General features: G+C 68.9%; 17 protein-coding genes. 15 read left to right on the top strand and 2 right to left on the bottom strand.

Going from position 1 to position 20,612, the window contains the following annotated elements; translation table 11 throughout:
* The first annotated feature begins 138 nt into the window (after nt 1-138).
* The 4 genes from OG504_RS31005 (at nt 139) to OG504_RS31020 (ending at nt 3,747) form a co-directional block, all read left to right on the top strand.
* Nucleotides 139-1,650, top strand: coding sequence for a flavin-containing monooxygenase (locus OG504_RS31005; protein WP_405992749.1), 1,512 nt, complete (start codon nt 139-141; stop codon nt 1,648-1,650).
* Nucleotides 1,647-2,573 (top strand): alpha/beta fold hydrolase, encoded by a 927-nt coding sequence (locus tag OG504_RS31010; RefSeq protein WP_405992750.1) that lies wholly within the window; start codon nt 1,647-1,649, stop codon nt 2,571-2,573. Before OG504_RS31005 ends, OG504_RS31010 begins: the two co-directional genes overlap by 4 nt.
* Nucleotides 2,570-3,469, top strand: coding sequence for an SDR family oxidoreductase (locus OG504_RS31015; protein WP_405992751.1), 900 nt, complete (start codon nt 2,570-2,572; stop codon nt 3,467-3,469). The genes OG504_RS31010 and OG504_RS31015 overlap by 4 nt, the downstream gene beginning before the upstream one ends.
* Nucleotides 3,470-3,561: 92 nt before the next feature.
* The gene (locus tag OG504_RS31020; RefSeq protein WP_405992752.1) at nt 3,562-3,747 is read left to right on the top strand and encodes a hypothetical protein; all 186 of its coding nucleotides are present in this window, start codon (nt 3,562-3,564) and stop codon (nt 3,745-3,747) included.
* 200 nt (nt 3,748-3,947) lie between these two features.
* Here OG504_RS31020 and OG504_RS31025 read toward each other — a convergent pair whose 3' ends face one another.
* Nucleotides 3,948-7,175: a S41 family peptidase gene (locus OG504_RS31025; RefSeq protein ID WP_405992753.1), complete on the bottom strand. Its 3,228-nt coding sequence runs from the start codon at nt 7,173-7,175 to the stop codon at nt 3,948-3,950.
* A 188-nt stretch (nt 7,176-7,363) separates the two neighbouring features.
* Between OG504_RS31025 and OG504_RS31030 the strand changes: the two genes are divergently transcribed.
* The 4 genes from OG504_RS31030 (at nt 7,364) to OG504_RS31045 (ending at nt 11,636) form a co-directional block, all read left to right on the top strand.
* On the top strand, nt 7,364-7,972 hold the full coding sequence (locus tag OG504_RS31030) for a TetR/AcrR family transcriptional regulator (RefSeq protein ID WP_405992754.1): 609 nt from the start codon (nt 7,364-7,366) through the stop codon (nt 7,970-7,972).
* A gap of 134 nt (nt 7,973-8,106) precedes the next feature.
* Entirely contained in the window at nt 8,107-10,329 is a 2,223-nt protein-coding gene (locus tag OG504_RS31035; protein WP_405992755.1) for an MMPL family transporter, read from the top strand.
* 98 nt (nt 10,330-10,427) lie between these two features.
* Nucleotides 10,428-11,012, top strand: coding sequence for a hypothetical protein (locus OG504_RS31040; RefSeq protein ID WP_405992756.1), 585 nt, complete (start codon nt 10,428-10,430; stop codon nt 11,010-11,012).
* Nucleotides 11,013-11,081: 69 nt separating this feature from the next.
* A complete protein-coding gene (locus OG504_RS31045; protein WP_405992757.1) occupies nt 11,082-11,636 on the top strand; it encodes an isochorismatase family protein in 555 nt (184 codons plus the stop codon).
* Nucleotides 11,637-11,643: 7 nt separating this feature from the next.
* Here the strand turns inward: OG504_RS31045 and OG504_RS31050 are convergent, their stop codons facing one another.
* Nucleotides 11,644-12,042: an ATP-binding protein gene (locus OG504_RS31050; RefSeq protein ID WP_405992758.1), complete on the bottom strand. Its 399-nt coding sequence runs from the start codon at nt 12,040-12,042 to the stop codon at nt 11,644-11,646.
* Nucleotides 12,043-12,179: 137 nt separating this feature from the next.
* Between OG504_RS31050 and OG504_RS31055 the strand changes: the two genes are divergently transcribed.
* The 7 genes from OG504_RS31055 (at nt 12,180) to OG504_RS31085 (ending at nt 20,558) form a co-directional block, all read left to right on the top strand.
* Nucleotides 12,180-13,025 carry a helix-turn-helix domain-containing protein gene (locus tag OG504_RS31055; protein WP_405992759.1) on the top strand — a complete coding sequence of 282 codons (846 nt, stop codon included), beginning with the start codon at nt 12,180-12,182 and terminating at the stop codon, nt 13,023-13,025.
* Nucleotides 13,022-13,207, top strand: coding sequence for a DUF397 domain-containing protein (locus tag OG504_RS31060; protein WP_405992760.1), 186 nt, complete (start codon nt 13,022-13,024; stop codon nt 13,205-13,207). The genes OG504_RS31055 and OG504_RS31060 overlap by 4 nt, the downstream gene beginning before the upstream one ends.
* 793 nt (nt 13,208-14,000) lie before the next feature.
* On the top strand, nt 14,001-14,513 hold the full coding sequence (locus OG504_RS31065; RefSeq protein ID WP_405992761.1) for a YbaK/EbsC family protein: 513 nt from the start codon (nt 14,001-14,003) through the stop codon (nt 14,511-14,513).
* Nucleotides 14,510-15,355, top strand: coding sequence for an EamA family transporter (locus OG504_RS31070; RefSeq protein WP_405992762.1), 846 nt, complete (start codon nt 14,510-14,512; stop codon nt 15,353-15,355). The genes OG504_RS31065 and OG504_RS31070 overlap by 4 nt, the downstream gene beginning before the upstream one ends.
* 139 nt (nt 15,356-15,494) lie before the next feature.
* Nucleotides 15,495-16,436: an ABC transporter ATP-binding protein gene (locus OG504_RS31075; protein ID WP_405992763.1), complete on the top strand. Its 942-nt coding sequence runs from the start codon at nt 15,495-15,497 to the stop codon at nt 16,434-16,436.
* The gene (locus tag OG504_RS31080; RefSeq protein WP_405992764.1) at nt 16,433-17,791 is read left to right on the top strand and encodes an ABC transporter permease; all 1,359 of its coding nucleotides are present in this window, start codon (nt 16,433-16,435) and stop codon (nt 17,789-17,791) included. Before OG504_RS31075 ends, OG504_RS31080 begins: the two co-directional genes overlap by 4 nt.
* A gap of 13 nt (nt 17,792-17,804) precedes the next feature.
* A complete protein-coding gene (locus tag OG504_RS31085) occupies nt 17,805-20,558 on the top strand; it encodes an alkaline phosphatase family protein (RefSeq protein WP_405992765.1) in 2,754 nt (917 codons plus the stop codon).
* The last annotated feature ends 54 nt before the right edge of the window (nt 20,559-20,612 follow it).

Consider the following 20,612-nt stretch of genomic DNA (forward strand, 5'->3'; position numbering starts at 1 on the left):
GCCACGCCCGCACCCTACGTCGTACCCCCGGTAACTTTCCTTGCCCCGACCCCTACCCATGAGTAAGAAGCTGCCCTACGCTCCGATTGCGCCAGTGTTCACTGGCGCGGTCGAGTGGGTCGTAGAGAAGGGCACGGGATGACCGAACACGAGCATGTGCGGGTGGCGGTGATCGGGTCCGGGTTCGGCGGGCTGGGGGCCGCGGTGCGGCTGCGGCGCGAGGGTGTCACCGACTTCGTCGTCCTGGAGCGCGCCGACAGCGTGGGCGGGACCTGGCGGGACAACAGCTATCCCGGCTGCGCCTGCGACGTACCGTCCCATCTGTACTCGTTCTCCTTCGCGCCGAACGCCGACTGGCCGCGCACCTTCTCCGGGCAGGAGCACATCCGCGCGTACTTGGAGAACGTCGCGGACGTCTTCGGGATCCGGCCGCACATCCGCTTCAACTCCGAGGTCAAGATGATGACTTGGGACGCGGAGCGGCTGCGGTGGGACATCGAGACCACCGGCGGTTCCTACTCCGCCGACCTTGTCGTCTCCGCCACCGGGCCGCTGTCCGACCCCAAGATCCCGGACATCCCGGGGCTCGACTCCTTCCCCGGCAAGGTCTTCCACTCGGCCCGCTGGGACCACGACTACGACCTGCGCGGCAAGCGCGTCGCCATGGTCGGCACCGGTGCCTCCGCGATCCAGATCGTGCCGGCGATCCAGCCCGACGTGCGGCGCCTCACCCTCTTCCAGCGCACCCCGCCCTGGGTGATGCCCCGCGTCGACCGCCCCATCAGCGGCGCCGAACGCGCCCTGCATCGCGCGCTGCCGTTCACCACCCAGGCCCGGCGCGGACTCCTTTGGGGCATAAGGGAGTTGCAGACCACGGCGTTCACCAAGCGCCCCAACGAGCTTGTCCTAGTTGAGCAGTTGGCCAAGAAGAACATGGCCCGCGCCATCAAGGACCCGGCGCTGCGGGCCAAACTCACCCCCGACTACCGCATCGGCTGCAAGCGGATCCTGCTCTCCCGCACCTACTATCCCGCCCTCGCCCAGCCCAACGTGGACGTCGTGGCAAGCGGGTTGAGCGAGGTCCGCGGTTCGACGGTCGTCGCGGCCGACGGCACCACGGCCGAGGTCGACGCGATCGTCTTCGGTACGGGCTTCCACGTCACGGACATGCCGATCGCCCAACGGGTCGTCGGCGCGGACGGGCGCACGCTGGCCGAGGCGTGGCAGGGCGGAATGCAGGCGCTGCGGGGGACCTCCGCGGCCGGCTTCCCGAACTGGATCACCATCATCGGGCCCAACACCGGCCTCGGGACCTCCTCCATGATCTTCATCATCGAGTCCCAGCTGAACTATCTCGCCGACTACATACGGCAGTTGGACGTCCTGGGCGGCCGCGTCGCCCTCGACGCGCGGCCGGGCGCGGTGAGCGCGTGGAACCGGCGCGTGCAGGACCGTATGAAGCGCACGGTGTGGAACACGGGCGGCTGTACCAGCTGGTACATGGACGCCTCCGGCCGCAACACCACCATCTGGCCCGGGACCACGGCCGAATTCCGCAAGGCCACCAGGCGAGTCGACCTCACGGAGTACGAGGTCGTGCGAGCGCGGGTCAACAAAAAGACCGAGCAGTCGGAGGTGGCGAGCGCGTGAGCCGTCTTATGCACGTCTCGTCCGGGCCGTACGCCCCGCCCGTCCCCGCCCGTGAACTCACCGTCACCTCGGCCGACGGCTCCCGGCTGCACGTCGAGGTGCACGGCCGCGAGGACGCGCCCGCCGTTGTCCTCGCACACGGCTGGACCTGCTCCACGGCCTTCTGGGCCGCGCAGATACGGGACCTGTCCGCCGATCACCGCGTCATCGCCTACGACCAGCGGGGGCACGGGCGCAGTCCGGTGGCCGTCGCGCACAGTACCGACGCGCTCGCCGACGATCTGGAAGCCGTACTGGAGGAGACGCTCGCGCCCGAGGAGAAGGTCGTGATCGCCGGGCACTCCATGGGCGGGATGGCCGTGCTGGCGGCGGCCGGGCGGGCGCGGTTCCGGGAGCACGCGGTGGCCGTACTGCTGTGCAGTACGGGGAGTTCGCGGCTGGTCGACGAGTCGCTCGTGGTGCCGTTGCGGGCCGGGCGGATGCGGACCCGGCTGACCCGGAAGATACTGGGGACGCGGGCGCCGCTCGGGCCGGTCACGCCGACCGCGCGGCGGATCCTCAAGTACGGGACGATGGGCCCCGGTTCGGCCCCGCACATGGTCGAGGCGTGTGCGCGGATCGTGCACGCGTGCCCGCGGGCCGTGCGGTACGCGTGGTCCCGGGTGCTCGATTCGCTCGATCTCGACGACGGAGTACGGGAGTTGGCGGTGCCGACGGCCGTCGTCGTCGGGACGGCGGACCGGATGACGCCGCCGGTGCATGCGCGGGCGCTGGTCGCCGCGCTGCCCAACTGTGTCGGGATCACTGAACTTCCCGGGCTCGGTCATATGACGCCCGTCGAGGCGCCGGAGCTGGTCGGCGCGAAGATTCGTGAACTGGTCGCTGTGTACGTGGAGTTCGATCAGGTTGAGGAGGGCGCATGAGCAGCAGGGTCAGCCTGGAAGGGCAGGTCGCGGTCGTGACCGGGGCCGCGCGAGGGGTCGGTGAGTTGCTCGCCCGCAAACTCTCCGCGCGCGGTGCCAAGTTGGCGCTCGTCGGGCTGGAACCGGACGCGCTGAAGCAGGTCTCCGAACGGCTGCACACCGACAGTGATCACTGGTACGCCGACGTGACGGACCACGAGGCGATGGCCCGGGTCGCGGCCGAGGTCAAGGAGCGGTTCGGGAAGGTCGACATCGTCGTCGCCAACGCGGGTGTCGCCAGCGGTGGGCCGTTTCTCGACTCCGATCCGGTCGCCTGGCGGCGGGTGATCGAGGTGAACCTGATCGGGTCCGCGGTGACCGCGCGGGCGTTTCTGCCCGTGCTGATGGAGAGCCGGGGGTATCTGCTGCAGATCGCCTCGCTGGCCGCGATGACGCCCGCACCGATGATGTCCGCGTACTGCGCGTCCAAGTCGGGTGTCGAGGCGTACGCGCACAGCTTGCGGGCCGAGGTCGGTTACAAGGGGGTGCGGGTCGGGGTCGGGTATCTGTCGTGGACCGATACGGACATGGTGCGGGGCGCCGATCAGGACGCGGTCATGCGGGAGTTGAGGCAGCGGTTGCCCTGGCCGTCGAACAAGACGTATCCGCTCGGGCCGGCGGTTGATCGGATCGTCGCAGGGATCGAGCGGCGGTCCAGTCATGTGTACGGGCAGTGGTGGTTGCGGGGGATGCAGGGGGTGCGGGGGTATCTGCCGGGGGTCATCGGGTCTGTGGGGCAGCGGGAGATGCGGCGGTTCGGGTCTCGGCTGGACGGGATGCGGTCGGGGCTTGTGGGTGCGGGTGGGGCGGCGGACGAAGCGGCTCGGGCTACGGCGCGTGTCACGGAGGGTGACTGATCGAAATGCGGGGTTTGTCCTGGCGTGTGAATCTGGTCGAGGCCCCACCGAGGGGCCCACGAATCCCCCCATCAGTACGGGAGTGAACCCACATGGGTATGAAGGACCAGTTCCAGGACAAGGCCAAGGACCTCGCGGACAAGGCCAAGGACCGTATGGACCAGGGCAAGGACCAGGCGCGGGACCGGGGTCAGCAGCGGGACGAGGACGTTGAGCGTACGGGGCAGGGTGCGCGGGAGCGTATGGACCGGGAGATGGACCAGGACTACGACGTGTAGTTGAGGTCTGGTTGCGTGGGGCGCCCTGTGTTTTGGGGGCGCCCCACGTTTCGTTGTTGGGTGCGGGTCGGTGGGGGCTGGTCGCGCAGTTCCCCGCGCCCCTTGGGGAGTTGGCCTTGCCTGTCTCGAGAGCGTGGCGGAGTTGCACTTAGGCACAGCCTCGCGGCCCTGAAAGAACGGGAGTCGGCCCCCTTCCCCTCTCAAGAACGTGGGGGGAGTTTCGGCCTTGAGCGGTCCGGTACCGCGCTGTAGTCCGGCGGGGTTGCCGCCGGGTGGATGGCCAGGAGGTCCAGGGCCAGCTTGATCGCGTCGTCCAGTTGGGCGTGGCGCCCCTCTGCCCAGTCCAGTGGGGTGCGGAGGATCTCCAAGTCCGGGGTTACGCCCCTGTTTTCCACGGACCAGCCGTACGCGTCGAACCAGGCGGCGTTCATCGGGACCGTGATCACCGTGCCGTCGCCGAGTTGGTGGCGGCCGGTCATGCCGACGACTCCGCCCCAGGTTCGTTGGCCCACCACCGGGCCGAGTTTGAGGAGTTTGAAGGCCGCCGTGATCATGTCGCCGTCCGAGGATGTCGCCTCGTCGGCCAGGGCGACCACCGGGCCCCTGGGGGCATTTGACGCGTACGACACCGGTTGGGCGTTGCGGGTCAGGTCCCAGCCGAGGATCGTGCGCGTGAGTTTCTCGACCACCAGCTCGCTGATGTGGCCGCCCGCGTTGCCGCGTACGTCGACGATGAGGGCCGGGCGGGACACCTCCAGGCGCAGGTCGCGGTTGAACTGGGCCCAGCCGGAGCCGCCCATGTCGGGGATGTGCAGGTAGCCGCAGTGGCCGCCGCTCAACTCCCGTACGACGGCCCGGCGTTTGGCCACCCAGTCCTGGTAGCGGAGGGGGCGTTCGTCGATGAGGGGGACCACGGCTACTCGGCGGGCCCTGCCCTCGCCCTCCGCCGGGGTGAAGGTCAGCTCGACCGTTGTGCCGCCCGCGCCTGCCAACAGGGGGTACGGGCCCGTGAGTTCGTCCACCGGGCGGCCGTCCACGTGGGTCAGGATCGCGCCCTCTCGGATGCCGGTGCCGGCCAGGGGGGAGCGGGCCTTGGAGTCCGAGGACTCGCCGGGGAGGATGCGGGCCACCGTCCAACCACCCTCCCTGCGTACGAAGTTGGCACCCAGCAGGCCCTGGCGGCGCTGGTAGTGGGGCGGGCCCTCGTTGCGGCGGGACGCGGTGACGTAGGCGTGGGACGTGCCCAACTCGCCCAGGACTTCACGGAGTAGGTCCGCGAAGTCGTCCGGGGATGCGACTCGTTCGACCAGCGGGCGGTACTGGTCAAGGACCCCGGTCCAGTCGATGCCGCACATCTGTGGATCCCAGTAGTACGCGCGGATCAGGCGGCCCGCCTCCTCGTACGACTGGCGCCACTCGGCGGGCGGGTCCACCTCGTGGAGGATGCGGCGGAGGTCGATCCAGACCGTGGAGTCGCTGTCGCCGGACTCGGTGGAGGGGACCGCTCGTAGTTCGTCCTCGTCGACCACGACCAGCCGGGTGCCGTCGCCGCTCACCGCGAACCAGTCCAGGTGCTCCACGAGTTCGGACTTCTTCGCCTTGCTGATGTTGAAGTACTCGAGGGTCGGGCGGCCGCTGGTGTCGTCCGGGTTGGCGAAGGTCTCGCCGAGCGCGCCCGAGATCGGCCAGCGCAGCCAGACCAGGCCGCCGCCCGAAACCGGGTACAGCGCCGAGTACTTGGAGGCCGAGACCGGGAAGGGGGTGACCCTGCTCTCCAGTCCTTCCACCTCAACCGTCACCGCGCCGTCCGCGCCCTCGTCGTCCTCCGCCGCGTCCAGACCACCGGCGGCCGGGCGGCCCTCCGGGGTCAGCGCGAAGGGGGAGGGCGTGGCCGAGGAGAGGGGGACGAGGTAGGGGCGGCAGCCGAGCGGGAAGGACAGGTCGCCGGTGTGGACGTCGTAGACCGGGTCGAAGCCGCGCCAGGAGAGGAAGGCGAGGTAGCGGCCGTCCCGTGTGAAGACCGGATTCTCGTCCTCGAAGCGGCCGTTGGTGACGTCGACGATCAAACGGTCCTTTATGCGCGCCATCTTGATCTGGCGGAGCGAGCGGCCGATGCCCGGGTGGGACCAGGTCAGCCAGCTGCCGTCGGGGGAGAAGGCCAGGTCCCGTACCGGCCCGTTGATCGAGCAAATGAGCTCCGTCACCTCGCCGTTGGAGTCCTCCGTGGCGTCCAGCAGGAGCAGTCGTCCGTCGTGGGCCGCGATCGCGAGACGCTCGCCCGCCGTGTCCGACACCAGCTCCAGTACACGGCCCACCTCGCCGGAGGCGAGTCGGCGTGGCTCGCGTTCGCCGGAGGCGCGGGGGAGGTAGGCGATCTCGATCGCGTCCTCGCCGTCCGCGTCCGTGACGTAGGCGACCTGCCCGCCCGAGCCGAGCATCTCGGGGAGGCGGACCCGTACGCCCGGGGTGTCGGTGATGGTGCGGGCGGGGCCGTCGCGGTGGGTGAGCCAGTACAGGCTGCCGCGTACGACGACGGCGCTCGCGCGGCCCGTGTCGTCGACCGAGATGCCGTCCACGTGCTGGGCGGCGGGGACCTGGTACGTACGGCGGCCCGCGCGCGGCCCGCTCAACTGCACGTCCAGCTTGCGCGGGACCGAGGCCGCCGACAGGTCGTCGACGATCCACAGGTCGCCGGCGCACTGGTACACGACCCGGGTGCCGTCGCCGGCCGCGTGCCGGGCGTAGAAGGCGTCGTGATCGGTGTGGCGGCGCAGGTCGGAGCCGTCGTAGGAACAGGAGTAGAGGTTGCCGATGCCCTCGTGGTCGGAGAGGAAGGCGATGCGGCCGTCGACGAACATGGGGGAGTGCAGATGGCCCTCGAGGTCGGCGAGCAGGCGGCGGCCGTGCAGCCAGAGGCGGCCCATCGCGCCGCCGCGGTAGCGCTTCCAGGCGGCGGGTTCGTGCGGCGGGGTGCCGGTCAGGAGCAGGGTCCGGCGTTCGCCGTCGACGTCGGCGAGCTGGATGTCGGAGACCGGGCCCCAGGGGAGCCGGCCGCCGGGGTCGCCGTCGGTGGGGACCTTGTGGGCCCAGGTGAAGTAGGAGAACGGCTCCCCGTGCGAGGCCACCGCGAGGATGTCGCCGTCCGGGGTCCAGCCGCAGACCTGGGTGTCGGCGCTGCCCCAGTAGGTGAGTCTGCGGCCCGGGCCGCCCTCGACCGGCGCGAGATGGATCTCCGGCACCAGGCTGCGCCAGCTCGTGTACGCGATGTGGCGGCCGTCGGGTGAGAAACGGGGGTGACCGACCTTCGTACGGTCGACGGTGAGCCGCCAGGCGCGGCCCCTGCCGTCGAGAGGGGCCAGCCAGAGGTCGTCCTCGGCCACGAAGCTCAGGAGGTCGCCACTGAGGTGCGGCAGGCGCAGATAGCTCACCTCCCTATGCTTTTCCGCGGGACGGACCGGAGCAACTTATGAAAAAACACCGGCGTGGCGGTGAAGCGGTCGGCGCCGTGACCCAGCACACGTACGAAACGGTTTCGTTTCTTTGGTGAGTGCGCTACATTCATGACGTACGAAGCAGGTACGAAACCGTGTCGTTCGGATCCGGAGAGGTGAGTGGCATGACTGAAGTCGCAACGGCGCGTCGCAGTCGCATCACGCCCGAGCGTGAGGCCGAGTTGTACGCGGCCGTGCTCGACCTGCTCCGGGAGGTCGGCTACGACGCCCTCACCATGGACGCCGTGGCGGCCCGCACCCGGTCCAGCAAGGCGACGCTCTACCGCCAGTGGGGCGGCAAGGCCGAGCTGGTGGCCAAAGCGGTGCGGCACAACAAGCCGGGCGCATCGGCCGCCGCCGTCGACACCGGTTCGCTCAGGGGCGACTTCCACGCCCTCACGATGCGGTCGGACGACTGCGAGATGGAGCAGAACTCCGCGCTCATGCGGGGCCTGGCCATGGCGATGCACGGCAGCCCGGACCTCCTCCAGGCATTCCGGGAACACCTCGTCGAACCCGAGATGGCGGAGTTCAAGACGATGCTCCAGCGGGCGATCGACCGGGGTGAGGTCCGTGCCGACAACCCGGCGATCGAGTACATCGTGCACATGATGATCGGCGGGTTCGCCGCCCGCACCATGATCGACGAGCAGCCGCCCACCCAGGCCTTCCTGCTGTCGTACATCGACGCCGTGGTGCTCCCCGCACTGGGCGCACCAGTACCCACCACCTGAGAAACCCCGCACACAACCCACAGCACGCCCACCTGACGTAACCGCTCACGTCGTCGGGCAGATCAACCGTGTCCCCAACCGGTCGATCACCCCTGCCCCGAAGAACCCCACGACCTGACCGGGAGTACGCCCTCGTGGCCACGTTCCTCTACAAAGTCGGCCGGCTCGCCTTCAGGCGACGGCACTACGTCGCCCTTCTATGGATCGCGCTGCTGACCCTCGCGGGAGTCGGCGCGGCCAACGCGCCCGCAGCGGGCTCCACCTCCTTCTCCATACCCGGGACCGAGGCCCAGAAGGCCTTCGACCTGCTGGACCAGCGCTTCCCCGGCTCCAGTTCGGACGGGGCCACCGCGCGGGTCGTCTTCAAGGCGCCGAGCGGCGAGAAGATGACCGACGCCGGCAACAAGGCGACCGTCGAGAAGACGGTGAAGGAGCTGGCCGACGGCTCCGAAGTCGTCTCCGTCTCCGACCCGTTCACCACGAACGCCGTGAGCAAGGACGGGACGGTCGCCTACACCTCGGTGAAGTACGACGTCGCCGGCATGGAACTCAAGGACTCCAGCAAGGACGCCCTGGAGGACACCGCGTCCGAGGCCCGGGCCACCGGGCTGACCGTCGACGTCGGCGGTGACGCGCTCCAGGCCGCGGCCGAGATGGGCGTCGGCGAGATCATCGGTGTCGCCCTGGCCGCCGTCGTCCTCCTCATCACCCTGGGCTCGCTGGTCTCGGCCGGCCTGCCGCTGCTGACGGCGATCATCGGGGTGGGGATCGGCGTCTCGACGATCACGGTCCTGGCGAAGACGCTGGACCTGGGATCGACGACCTCGACGCTGGCGATGATGATCGGGCTCGCCGTCGGCATCGACTACGCGCTGTTCATCGTGTCCCGCTACCGGGCCGAGCTGGCCGAGGGCCGCGAACGCGAGGACGCGGCCGGCCGGGCCGTCGGCACCGCGGGTTCGGCGGTGGTCTTCGCCGGTCTCACGGTCGTCATCGCGCTGGCCGGTCTCGCGGTCGTCAACGTGCCGATGCTGACCAAGATGGGTGTCGCGGCGGCGGGCACGGTCGTGGTGGCGGTGTTCATCGCACTGACCATGATCCCGGCGCTGCTCGGCTACGCGGGCCGCAGGATCAAGCCCACCGGCGAGAAGGCCAAGTGGCTGGGTGGCGGCAGCGCCAAGGAAGCGGCCAAGGCGGCCAGGCCGAACATGGGCACCCGCTGGGCGAGCTTCGTCGTACGGCGTCCCGCCGCCGTCCTGATCCTCAGCGTGCTCGGCCTCGGCGCGATCGCGCTGCCGGCCAGCCAGCTCCAGCTGGGTCTGCCCGACGACAGCTCACAGCCGACGTCCACCACCCAGCGACGGGCCTACGACCTCCTCGCGGAGGGCTTCGGCCCCGGCTTCAACGGCCCGCTGATGATCGTCGTGGACGCCAAGAACAGCGACGCGCCCAAGGCCGCCGCCACCACGGTGACCGACAAGATCAAGACCCTCGACGACGTGGTCTCGGTCAGTCCGGCCATGTTCAACAAGGCCGGCGACACCGCGACGATCACCGTCGTGCCCGACTCCAAACCGTCGTCGGTCACCACCGAGGACCTGGTGCACTCCATCCGTGACGAGGGCGCCGGCATCAAGGCGGACACGGACGCGCAGGTGCTCGTCACCGGAACCACGGCGATGAACATCGACTTCTCGCAGAAGCTCAACGACGCCCTGATCCCCTACCTGGCCCTGGTGGTCGGCCTCGCCTTCCTGCTCCTGATCGTGGTCTTCCGCTCGATCCTGGTCCCGCTGAAGGCGGCCCTCGGCTTCCTGCTCAGCGTGCTCGCCTCGCTCGGCGCGGTCGTCGCCGTCTTCCAGTGGGGCTGGCTGTCGGGCCTGATCGGCGTGGAGGAGACCGGTCCGATCATGTCGATGATGCCGATCTTCCTGGTGGGCGTGGTCTTCGGCCTGGCGATGGACTACGAGGTGTTCCTCGTGACCCGGATGCGCGAGGCGTACGTCCATGGAGAGAAGCCCAGCCAGGCCGTCGTCACCGGGTTCAAGCACGGTGCCCGGGTCGTCACGGCTGCGGCGGTCATCATGATGGCCGTCTTCGCCGGCTTCATCACCTCCAGCGAGTCCATGGTCAAGATGATCGGCTTCGGCCTGGCGGTCGCCGTCTTCTTCGACGCGTTCGTGGTCCGCATGGCGATCGTCCCGGCGGTACTGGCACTGCTCGGCAAGCGGGCGTGGTGGCTGCCGAAGTGGCTGGACCGGATCCTGCCGAACGTGGACGTCGAGGGCGAGGGCCTGCGCGAGCTGGACGCCAAGGACTCGGACCCCGACGAGGACCGGGAGTTGGTCCGGGCCTGAGGCGGCTGCCGCGAGGCACTGAGGCACCGGGCAACTGATCTGCCGCGTCACCGAGTTCGGGTGGCGCGGCAGATCGCGTCAGTGACAGGGTTACGGCCGTGACAGCACTGGATGACCTGGTGCGGCTGCTCGGCCCGTCGACGGTGACACGGCGGCCGTCGGCCGACGACTGGACCGAGACCGAGGCGTACGTCGCCTCGACACTGCCCACCGACTTCAAGACGTTCCTCGACATCTACGGCACGGGTGTGATCTGCGACGAACTCGTGGTCTTCCACCCCCGGGGCGCCGGCCCGCTCCTGGACAGAATGCGGCAGATCCACGAAAGATTCGCCGAGAGCCGACGCCGCAGCCCGGACTTCCACCCGTTCCCCTTCCACCCCGAACCCGGCGGCCTGCTCTCCTGGGGCTACGACCACTCCGGCAATGAGCACTTCTTCTGGCCCTGCGCCCCGGACCCGGACCACTGGAAGATCGTCACCCACAGCCACGGAACGGAACCAGAGGTCTTCGAGGGCACATTCACGGCGTTCGTCCTCGGCTTCGTCGAACACCTGCGGAACCTGGACCCGCACGACGAACTCGGCCCAGAGGAACTGGAGTTCCTGGAGCCGGAGGACCTGGCGGAACTGGTGGAGCTGGGAGAGACAGGACCGGTGAAGCCGAGTTTCAGCCCCCTGTGAACCGCTCTGAACCGCTCTGAACCGCTCTGAACCGAGCCGATGTCAGGGGGCGGGACTAGCGTGTTGAGCATGACCACACTCGCAGAACGCCCCAACACCGCACTCCTCGTGATCGACGTCCAGGTCGGAGTAGTGGCCGACGCGTACGAGCGTGACGCGGTCGTCGCCAACATCGCCACGCTCGTCGACAGGGCTCGTGAGGAAGGCGTCCAGGTCGTCTGGGTCCAGCACTCCGACGAGAACGTGACGGTAGGCAGCAAGGACTGGGAGTACGTCCCCGAGCTGCATCTCTGGGACGGGGAGCCCCTGGTGCCCAAGCACTACCCCGACTCCTTCGAGGACACCTCCCTGGAAGAGGTGTTGGCAGCCGCCCAGGTCGGCCGCCTGGTGATGGCGGGCGCGTCCACCGACGCGTGCATCCGCTCCACGCTCCACGGCGCGTTCGTACGCGGCTACGACGTGACACTCGTCGGCGACGCCCACACCACGTCGGACCTGAGCAAGTGGGGTGCACCGCCGCCGGAACAGGTCATCGCCCACACGAACCTGTACTGGAAGTACCACACGGCGCCGGGCCGTACGGCGGGAGTCGAAGAGACGAAGGACGTCGTACTCGGGGGCTGAACCTCACTCACGTCTTCACCTCGGCCCAGACCGTCTTGCGCGGGCGCGGGCCCGGGGTGACACCCCAACGGTCGGCCAGGGCGTCCACGAGAAGCAGCCCCCGTCCCGATTCGCCATACGGGTCCGCCTGTTGAAGCCGGGGCAGCCGGTCGCCGCGCGTGTCCGACACCTCGATACGGAGGGTTCCGGCGACGACGTACAGGGTCAGCCGGAAGTCGCGTCCCGTGACCCGTCCATGGGTCGCGGCGTTGGCCGCCAACTCGGCGACGATCTGAGCGGCTCGGTCCAACGGGAGCCCCCAGGCGCGGAGTTGCTCTGTGGCGAGGAGCCGGGCGAGACGTGTGCCTCTGGGGGTGGCGGACAGCAGGACGGTGAAATGGGGAGGGGCGGCGATTTCTTGATTCATGTCACTCAGCGTGGCGGGTTTTGCTTCCCTGGGTGAGTGATGGCATCGGTGCGTAGCGTTACTGTCTCGGCTTTGTCCCGCGTTGTCTCGACAGTCTCGGAGGTTGTACGGGTACGGAAGCGCGATGGAGGTGGGGCATGAACGAGGTTGAGGACGAGGCCGGTTGGGATGTCGAACCGGGGGACGAGATCGAGCCGTTGGTGCAGGCGGTCGGTCGGATGCTCAGGGTTTTCCGGGAGGCAGCGGGAATGCGGGTGGCCGAACTCGCCGAGGCGATGGGCTACGGCGAGGACATGATCCGGAAGATCGAGCGCGGGGTGCGGATTCCGAGGCCGGAGTTTCTGGACAGGGTGGATCAACTACTGAACGCCCAAGGGCACTTGAGGGCGTTCATGGAGGAGATGCGGAAAGCCCGGTACCCGAAGAAGGTGCGGGAGCTGAAGGAGATGGAAGACCGGGCGGTCGAGATGCTCCTCTACAGCAACCACAACATCCATGGGCTGCTGCAAACGCCCGAGTACATGCAGGCGTTGTTCGACATTCGGCAGCCTCCCTACCCCCAGGATGTGGTGGATCGGGACGTGGCCGCCCGTATTGCCCGGAAGTCCGTCTTCGACCGGTTGCCCGAACCCGCACTCTGCTTCATTCAGGAACAGGTGACACTGGAGCGCCCGATCGGTGGCAGGGCGGTGCTGCGTCGACAGCTCGAACACCTGCTGGAGGTAGGGAGGTTGCGGAACGTCGCCCTTCAAGTCATGCCTACCGATTGTGAGGAGCACGCCGGCATGAACGGCCTGATCGAGGTGCTGAAGTTCGGCGACGGCACAGCGATCGGACGGTCCGACGGAGCGTTCAGCGGTCGCCCGGTCTCAAACCCCAGGGATCTTCGGGTCCTTGAACTGCGCTATGGGATGATGCGGGCCCAGGCTCTCACGCCGAGAGAGTCGCTGGCCTTCATCGAGCAAGCGCTGGGAGCACTATGAGCACCTCGCAACTCCACTGGTTCAAGAGCAGCTACAGCAGCAGCAATGAATCCGGCGACTGCGTTGAGGTGGCTACTACCCCCACGGTGATCCGCATCCGTGACTCGAAGAACGAGCCGGGTGCGCAGCTCGCTCTCTCCGCTCCCGTTTGGGGCGAGTTCGTCACGTACGTTTCGAAGTGAACGTCGGGCCGCCCGCTTCTTGGCCAGTGTCGGGCTTCCGCGCCCCGAGTAAAGGGCGCTACGCGTCGCCTGCGGCGATTCCGCTTCGCTCCACCCTTGACTCGGTGCACTCCAGCCCGTTTGAGAAGCGAGCGGGCGGCCCCGAGGGATGGGTGGCCAGGTAGGGATCCCCTTGCCTGTACTGCGTACTGGGCCGGTGCGAGGGGGCGCGCTCGCGTCTCGCCAGCACGCCGGGTCGGCTCAGCGGCCAACGGTGAGTGGGTGGCTTCCCCCCCCGGGGGTACCCGGTCCGCAGAAGTGTGACAGTTTCGGCGGAAGTGTCACACTTTCCCGACCCACCTACCCACCCACCCACCCACCTCCCAGGCTCCGTTGCCAGCTTGCTGCCGACCCTGCCTTCTCCGCAGGCTGGGGTATTTTCTAACCGGTCGAAGCCTGTGATGGTGGTTAGATTTGCCCCCGGCTTTCAGTAACCCCCCGCCGGGGGTTGGCCGCTGAGCCGAGGTGGCGTGCTGGCGAGGCGCGAGCGCGCCCCTCAACACCGGCCGGCGACACGGTTCAGGCAAGGGGATTCCCACCTGGCCACCCGTTCCTCAGGGCCGCTCGCTCGCTTCTGAAACGGGCTGGAGCGGACCGAGTCAAGGGTGGAGCGCAGCGGAATCGGCGCAGCCGACGCGACCGCAGGGAGCGCCCTTTACGCGGGCCGTGGAAGCCCGACACTGGCCAAGAAGCGAGTGGCCCAACGTTCAGAACTCAGTCGCAGGCCCAGTACACCCGCCGCTACCGTGCCCCCATGACCACGAACAACACCGAAGACGACAACTCCGGCGCCAACCCCCGATTCGCCGAAGCGCTAAGGGAGTTGGGGCTCGGGGAGCTGGTCGCTCGTACTCGGCGCTTCCCGGACGCCACCCGTACCGCAGCCGAGGCCGCCGCCGCGATCGGGTGCGAGTTGAGTGAGATCTGCAAGTCGTTGATCTTCGCGGCGGACGGGGTTCCGGTACTGGTGCTGATGGACGGGGCATCGAGAGTGGACCTGGAACTCGTCCGGCAGGAACTCGGCGTCGAGAAGGTCACCCGGGCCAAGGTGGACGTCGTACGGGAGACGACCGGGTATGCCATCGGGGGCGTGCCGCCCTTTGGGCACCGTACGAAGACTCGTGTGCTCGCCGATCGGTCGCTGCTCGCGCATGACGTCGTCTGGGCCGCCGCAGGCAATCCGCATGCCGTGTTCCCCATGGAGCCCAAGGAGCTTGTCGCGTACGCCGGTGCCACCCTGGTGGATGTGCGCGAGCAGTCCTCGTGACCCCGGAGGTCGCCGCCGCTGTCCTGCTCGCCGCAGTCACCCACGCCTGCTGGAACGCCCTCGCACACCGCATCACGGACAAGCTGGTCGGGTTCACGCTCATCGCGGGCGGTGGGATGGTCATCGGCCTGGCGCTCGTGCCGTTCACGGCGTTTCCCGCGGCCGGGGCGTGGCCGTATCTCGGTGCCTCCGCGCTCATCCATCTCGCGTACTACCTGCTGCTGATGAAGTCGTTCCGGCTCGGTGACTTCGGGCAGGCCTATCCCATCGCCCGAGGTACCGCACCCCTCGTCGTCACCGTCCTCGCCGCCGTCTTCGCGCACGAGGTGCCCAACGGGTGGGCCACCGCCGGTATCGCGCTGTCCTGCGCGGGGCTGACCGGTGTCGCCCTGTGGGGCATGCGCGGGCACCGGCCCAACTGGGCGGCGATCGGCGCCGCGTTGGCGACGGGTCTGTCCATCGCCGCGTACACCGTGGTCGACGGGCTCGGCGTACGCGCCTCGGGCTCCTCGCTCGGGTACATCGCCTTGTTGATGGCCGTCCAGGGGTGGATGATCCCCGCGTACGCGCTGTATCTGCGAGGCCGTCAACTCGTCCCCGCTCTGCGGCCGTTCGTCTCCGTCGGCTTCCTCGGCGCAGCCCTGTCCGTGTTGGCGTACGGCCTCGTCCTGTGGGCCCAGACCCGTGCGGACCTCGCCCCCATCGCAGCCTTGCGCGAGTCGTCGATCATCGTCGGCGCGGCCATCGGAGCGGTCTTCTTCAAGGAACGCTTCGGGGCCCCGCGTATCGCCGCCGCCGCTCTCCTCGTCGCCGGTATCGGGCTGATGCTGCGGGCGGGTTGACCGGGCCTGTGCAGACTGTTCGTTTACCTGGCTTGCCGTCGGTTTGACGATCCGTTCCCTGGGTGTTCAGTCAACCACCTGTGTCCGGGATGTGTGTTGTCCCTAAGGTCCCTGAGGATTCAGGAAGAGAAGGGGCCTCATGGACGCACTCCACGCGGTCCGGGCCAGCGGGATCACCAGGTGCTTCGGCGAGGTCGTCGCACTCGACAGCGTCGACCTGGATGTGACACAGGGTCAGATCCACGGCCTGGTCGGACCGAACGGCGCCGGGAAGACGACACTGCTCGGCCTTCTGCTGGGGCTGGCCGTCCCCGACGGCGGTCGGCTGGACATCCTGGGCACGCCGGTGGAGCGTGCGCTCGCCGTGCCGGACGGTGTCGCCGGATTCGTGGACGCGCCCGGTCTGTATCCGTCGCTCACCGCTCGGCAGAACCTCGCCGCGCTGGCCGGGCTCCGGGGCGAGGACGTGCGGACGGCGGGCATCGACGACGTGCTCGACCAGGTCGGGCTCACCGATGTCGCCGACGACAGGACCCGCGGCTTCTCCCTCGGTATGCGCCAGCGGCTCGGGCTCGCCGCCGCCCTGCTCACCAGACCCCGGCTGCTCGTGCTCGACGAACCCGCCAACGGCCTTGATCCGGCGGGCAAGAGACACGTCCACCGGGTCCTCACCCGGCTCGCCGCGGACGGCACGAGTGTCGTGCTCTCCAGTCATCACATGGACGACCTGGAGGCGTTGTGCGCCGAGGTCACCATTCTCGACACCGGGCGGGTGGTCTTCTCCGGGCCGCTGAACAAGCTGGCCGCCGAGAACCGTGAACTCGACTACCGGCTGCGGACCTCCGATCCGGACGCAGCACGGCGGCAGGCCGACGGCACGGCCGGGATACGGATCGTCGACGGCGCCGGGGCACCGCAGGACAGCGAGGTGGTCGTCGTACGCGGCCTGGTGCCCGCCCTCGACGAACTGGTCGCCGGGCTCGTGCGGTCGGGTGTCGCGGTGCGCGAACTCGCCCCTGTCGTCTCACCACTTGAGGCCGCGTTCCTCGCCCTCACCGAGCAACGGGAGAACGGCGGATGACCGCGACCACCACCCCCGTCACCGTCACCGGACCCGTCGTCGCCCGCCGTGTCCCGGTCTCGCGCGCCTACCGTTTCGAACTGGTCAAGCTCGTCTCGCAGTGGCGGATCCGGCTGGTGGTCCTGGCCTGCTGGATCGCGCCGGCGCTCTTCGTCGCGGGGGTGAGCCAGCAGAGCACGCTGCCCTCCGACACGCTCTTCGGCCGCTGGATGCTCGCCACGGGGTGGGCCGGACCGCTGGTGGTGCTGGGTTTCGCGGGAATCTGGGCGCTGCCGCTGCTGACCTCGGTGGTCGCCGGTGACGTGTTCGCCTCCGAGGACCGGCTCGGCACCTGGCGTCATCTGCTGGTGGCGGTCCGCTCGCCCCGGCGGATCTTCCTGGCGAAGTCGCTGGCCAGCCTCACCGTGATCCTGCTGCTGGTGGCGGGGCTGGTCTGTTCCAGCGTGGTCGGCGGGCTGCTGGCGGTCGGCGACCGGCCGTTGGTCGGTCTCGACGGACACCTGCTGGCGCCGGGGGACGCCGCCGGCCGGGTGCTGCTCGCGTGGCTCTGCGCGCTCGCCCCGACCCTGGCCCTCGCCGCGATCGGACTCCTCGGATCGGTCGCGCTGGGGCGGTCCCCGATGGGGCTGCTGCTGCCTCCGCTGGTCGCGCTCGCGATGCAGGTCGCCCAGATGCTGCCGCTGCCGGTGGCCGTACGCCTCGCGCTGCCCGGCTATGCCTTCATCTCGTGGAACGGTCTGTTCACCGGCCCGGCGCAGCTCGCCCCGCTGTTCATCGGCGTCGCGGTCAGTCTGGTGTGGGCCGCGCTGGCGACCGTACTGGCCCTTCTGCTGTTCGTACGGCGGGACTTCACCAATCCGGCCTACGACGGGTCCGGGCGCCGTGCCCTCACCGGCGCCGTGCTGCCGTTGGCCGCGCTGACCGCCCTCACCGTCGGAGTGGTCGCCGTGGCCACTCCCTCGACGGGGTCCGGGATCGAGCAGGACAAGGTCCAGCGGTCGCTCGCCACGGCCTTCGCCCACCTGTACCGCATGCAGACCGAGCAGCTGCACCGGCCCGCCGTCACCGAGGCGCAGTTGCGGACCTCGGCGGCCTGCACCAAGAGCGACGGCCAGGCCGCCCAGGAAGGCGCGGGCAACGACTGGCGCTGCGTCGTGAGCTGGCATCTCCCCGGGGTCGCGGTCACGGGGACGGCGATCTACCAGCTCGACATCGGTCCGGACGGGCGGTACGTGGCCGACGGTGACGGGCCGAAGGAAGTCAACGGCTACTTCCTGGTGCGGACTTCGACCGGGGACACCCCGAACCCGCTCTGGCAGTTCGACGGCAACGTCGACCTGCTCGACACCCACTGAAGGGAACAGTTCCGTGCAGGTAACCCGCCGGCGTCGGATCAACGAGAAAAACCAGGTCAACCTCTTCGGCAGACATGTCGGCCGCCGGGCACTGCTCGTGACGGCCGGCATCGCGGTCGCCCTCGGCGTCACGGGCACCGCGGTCGCCTCCACCTATCAGTTCGGCACCCAGCAGGTAGGTCAGACCACCGCCAACGGTCAGGTCATCTCCAGCGACCAGTACATCAAGCCGTACGGCAGCCGCACCGTCATCAACGACGGCAAGATCATGTCGTCGACGGTCAGCCCGGACGGCACCCGTCTCGCGGCCTCGGTCACAGACGGCGACGCCTCCCTGGTGGTCATGGACCTGACTACCGGTCAGGTGAAGCAGAAGATCGGTACCAACGCGGCGGACGACCTGCGGATCAGCACCGCCGCCGTCGGCCAGGAAGGCCCGACCTACTCGCCCGACGGCAAACAGCTGTGGCTGGGGCAGGCGAACGGCTACACCAGGTTCACCGTCGCCGCGGACGGCACCCTCTCCGCCCCCACGGCCGTCCCGATCGCGGCCGACGGCACCAAGCAGGCCCTCGTCGGCGCGGCCGTGTTCTCGGCCGACGGCTCCACCGTGTACTCCGCGGTCAACGGCCAGAACAAGGTGGTCGCCATCGACGCGGCGACCGGAACCGTCAAGCAGAGCTGGGCAGTTGGCAACGCCCCGCGCGGCATCGCCCTGGTCGGCGGCAAGCTCTACGTCAGCAACGAGGGCGGCCGCCCGGCGAAGACCGGCGACACCACCATCAACTCCTACGGCACGGACGTGGTCGCCAACCCGAAGACCGGCGCCAGCACCACCGGCACGGTCAGCGTCATCAACACGGCCGACCCCTCCGCCGCCGTAGGAACCATCGACGTAGGACTGCACCCGACCGCCGTGTACGCGAAGAACGGCGCGGTGTTCGTCACCAACACCGCCGACAACAGCGTGTCGGTCATCGACACCCGCAAGGACAGGGCCGTCCAGACGATCGCCACCCAGCCGTGGCCCGAGGCGTCCGTCGGCTACGAGCCGAACGCGGTGACGCTCACCGACGACGGCCGGCTGCTGGTCACGCTCGGCCGCGCCAACGCGGTCGCCGTCTACCGCTACACCGCTCCGCAGCAGCCCGCCCGCTACGTCGGCCTGCTCCCCACCGACTACTTCCCCTCGGGAATCACGGCCATCGGCAAGCAGGTGGTCGTCGCCAACACCCGTGGCGTCGACGCGCTCCGCCCCGACGCCGCCGGCCACAACACCCACGACACGACGTCGAGCCTCACCCAGTTCACCCTGCCGAGCGACCTCACCATCAGGTCCCAGACCGCCAAGGTCTTCAAGCAGAACGGCTGGACGCCCGGCTCCGTCACCACGGCCAAGGGCAGGAGCCACGCGAAGGCCGTCCCGGTCCCGGCGCGCATCGGCGACCCCTCGACGATCAAGCACGTCTTCCTGCTCGTCAAGGAGAACCGCACCTACGACCAGGTCTACGGCGACCTCCCGCAGGGCAACGGCGACGCCTCGCTCACCCAGTTCGGCGAGAACGTGACGCCCAACCAGCACGCGCTGGCAGAGCAGTTCGGGCTGTACGACAACTTCTACGACATCGGCACCAACTCCGCTGAGGGCCACAACTGGCTGATGCAGTCGGACAACCCGGAGTACACCGAGTCCTCGGCCGGCGAGTACACGCGCAGCTACGACACCGAGAACGACGTGCTGGGCCACCAGAAGTCCGGCTTCATCTGGACCGGCGCGCAGGCGGCCGGGAAGACCGTCAAGGACTTCGGCGAGTTCCAGTCCCTGGAGACCAAGCCGGCCGGCGCGAACTGGCAGAACCTGTACTGCGACAGCAAGAACATGGCCGCGACGGGGGCCGGAACCGCCTACCCGATCAAGACGGGGTCGGCGATCCCCTCCCTCAACGACGTGTCGGTACAGGGCTTCCCGCTGTTCGACCTCGACGTCCCGGACATCTACAAAGAGCAGATCTGGCAACAGGACTTCGAGAAGAACGGCCCGGCGAACCTGAACATGTTCTGGTTCTCCAACGACCACACCGGCGGCCCCGCCAACGCCGCCGCCGAGGTCGCCGACAACGACCTCGCCGTCGGCCGGATGGTCGACCGGATCACCCACAGCAAGTACTGGAAGGACTCGGCGATCTTCGTCGTCGAGGACGACTCCCAGGCCGGCCTCGACCACGTCGACGGCCACCGCGCCCCGGTCCAGGTCATCAGTCCCTACGCCAACCACGGCACGGTCGACAACCACTACTACTCACAGATCACCATGGTGCGCACCGTCGAGCAGATCCTCGGGATCCACCCGATGAACCAGCTCGACAGCGCGGCCACCCCGATGTACGGGGCGTTCACGAAGAAGGCCGACAACACCCCGTTCACGGCGGTCCCCAACCGCACCTCGCTGACCCTCGGCGTGAGCCCACAGCCGTCCTGCGGCTCGGACACCCCGGCGGCCCAGGACACCAAGGCGGCCGCGGCACCGACGACGGTCTCGGTCCCGGCGGCCGAGAAGACACTCGCGGCCCAGTGGAAGACCTGGGCGTCCCACCAACGCCTGACCGGCCCGAACGCCGTACCGGACTACGCCAACCCCACCCAAATGAACCGCTACACCTGGTACCAGACCCACAACTGGACCAAGCCGTACCCCGGCGACAGCAAGATCTACACCCCGAACGACGTCCCCGGCGCATACCTCCCGTCCCCCGAGAACGACGGCTGACACCCGCCCCTGAAGGAGGGCCCGCAGGGCCTTCTTTAGGGGCGCGGGGCCGTA

Origin of the sequence: Streptomyces sp. NBC_00986 (assembly GCF_045162565.1) — a bacterium.
GTDB lineage: Bacteria > Actinomycetota > Actinomycetes > Streptomycetales > Streptomycetaceae > Streptomyces.

Bases quoted from the DNA above. Each gene is read 5' to 3' on its own strand.
- OG504_RS31045 (WP_405992757.1), top strand. From the start codon at position 11,082: ATGACCACACTCGCAGAACGCCCCAACACCGCACTCCTCGTGATCGAC.
- OG504_RS31055 (WP_405992759.1), top strand. From the start codon at position 12,180: ATGAACGAGGTTGAGGACGAGGCCGGTTGGGATGTCGAACCGGGGGAC.
- OG504_RS31015 (WP_405992751.1), top strand. From the start codon at position 2,570: ATGAGCAGCAGGGTCAGCCTGGAAGGGCAGGTCGCGGTCGTGACCGGG.
- OG504_RS31020 (WP_405992752.1), top strand. From the start codon at position 3,562: ATGGGTATGAAGGACCAGTTCCAGGACAAGGCCAAGGACCTCGCGGAC.
- OG504_RS31005 (WP_405992749.1), top strand. From the start codon at position 139: ATGACCGAACACGAGCATGTGCGGGTGGCGGTGATCGGGTCCGGGTTC.
- OG504_RS31050 (WP_405992758.1), bottom strand. From the start codon at position 12,042: ATGAATCAAGAAATCGCCGCCCCTCCCCATTTCACCGTCCTGCTGTCC.
- OG504_RS31080 (WP_405992764.1), top strand. From the start codon at position 16,433: ATGACCGCGACCACCACCCCCGTCACCGTCACCGGACCCGTCGTCGCC.
- OG504_RS31065 (WP_405992761.1), top strand. From the start codon at position 14,001: ATGACCACGAACAACACCGAAGACGACAACTCCGGCGCCAACCCCCGA.
- OG504_RS31060 (WP_405992760.1), top strand. From the start codon at position 13,022: ATGAGCACCTCGCAACTCCACTGGTTCAAGAGCAGCTACAGCAGCAGC.
- OG504_RS31075 (WP_405992763.1), top strand. From the start codon at position 15,495: ATGGACGCACTCCACGCGGTCCGGGCCAGCGGGATCACCAGGTGCTTC.
- OG504_RS31030 (WP_405992754.1), top strand. From the start codon at position 7,364: ATGACTGAAGTCGCAACGGCGCGTCGCAGTCGCATCACGCCCGAGCGT.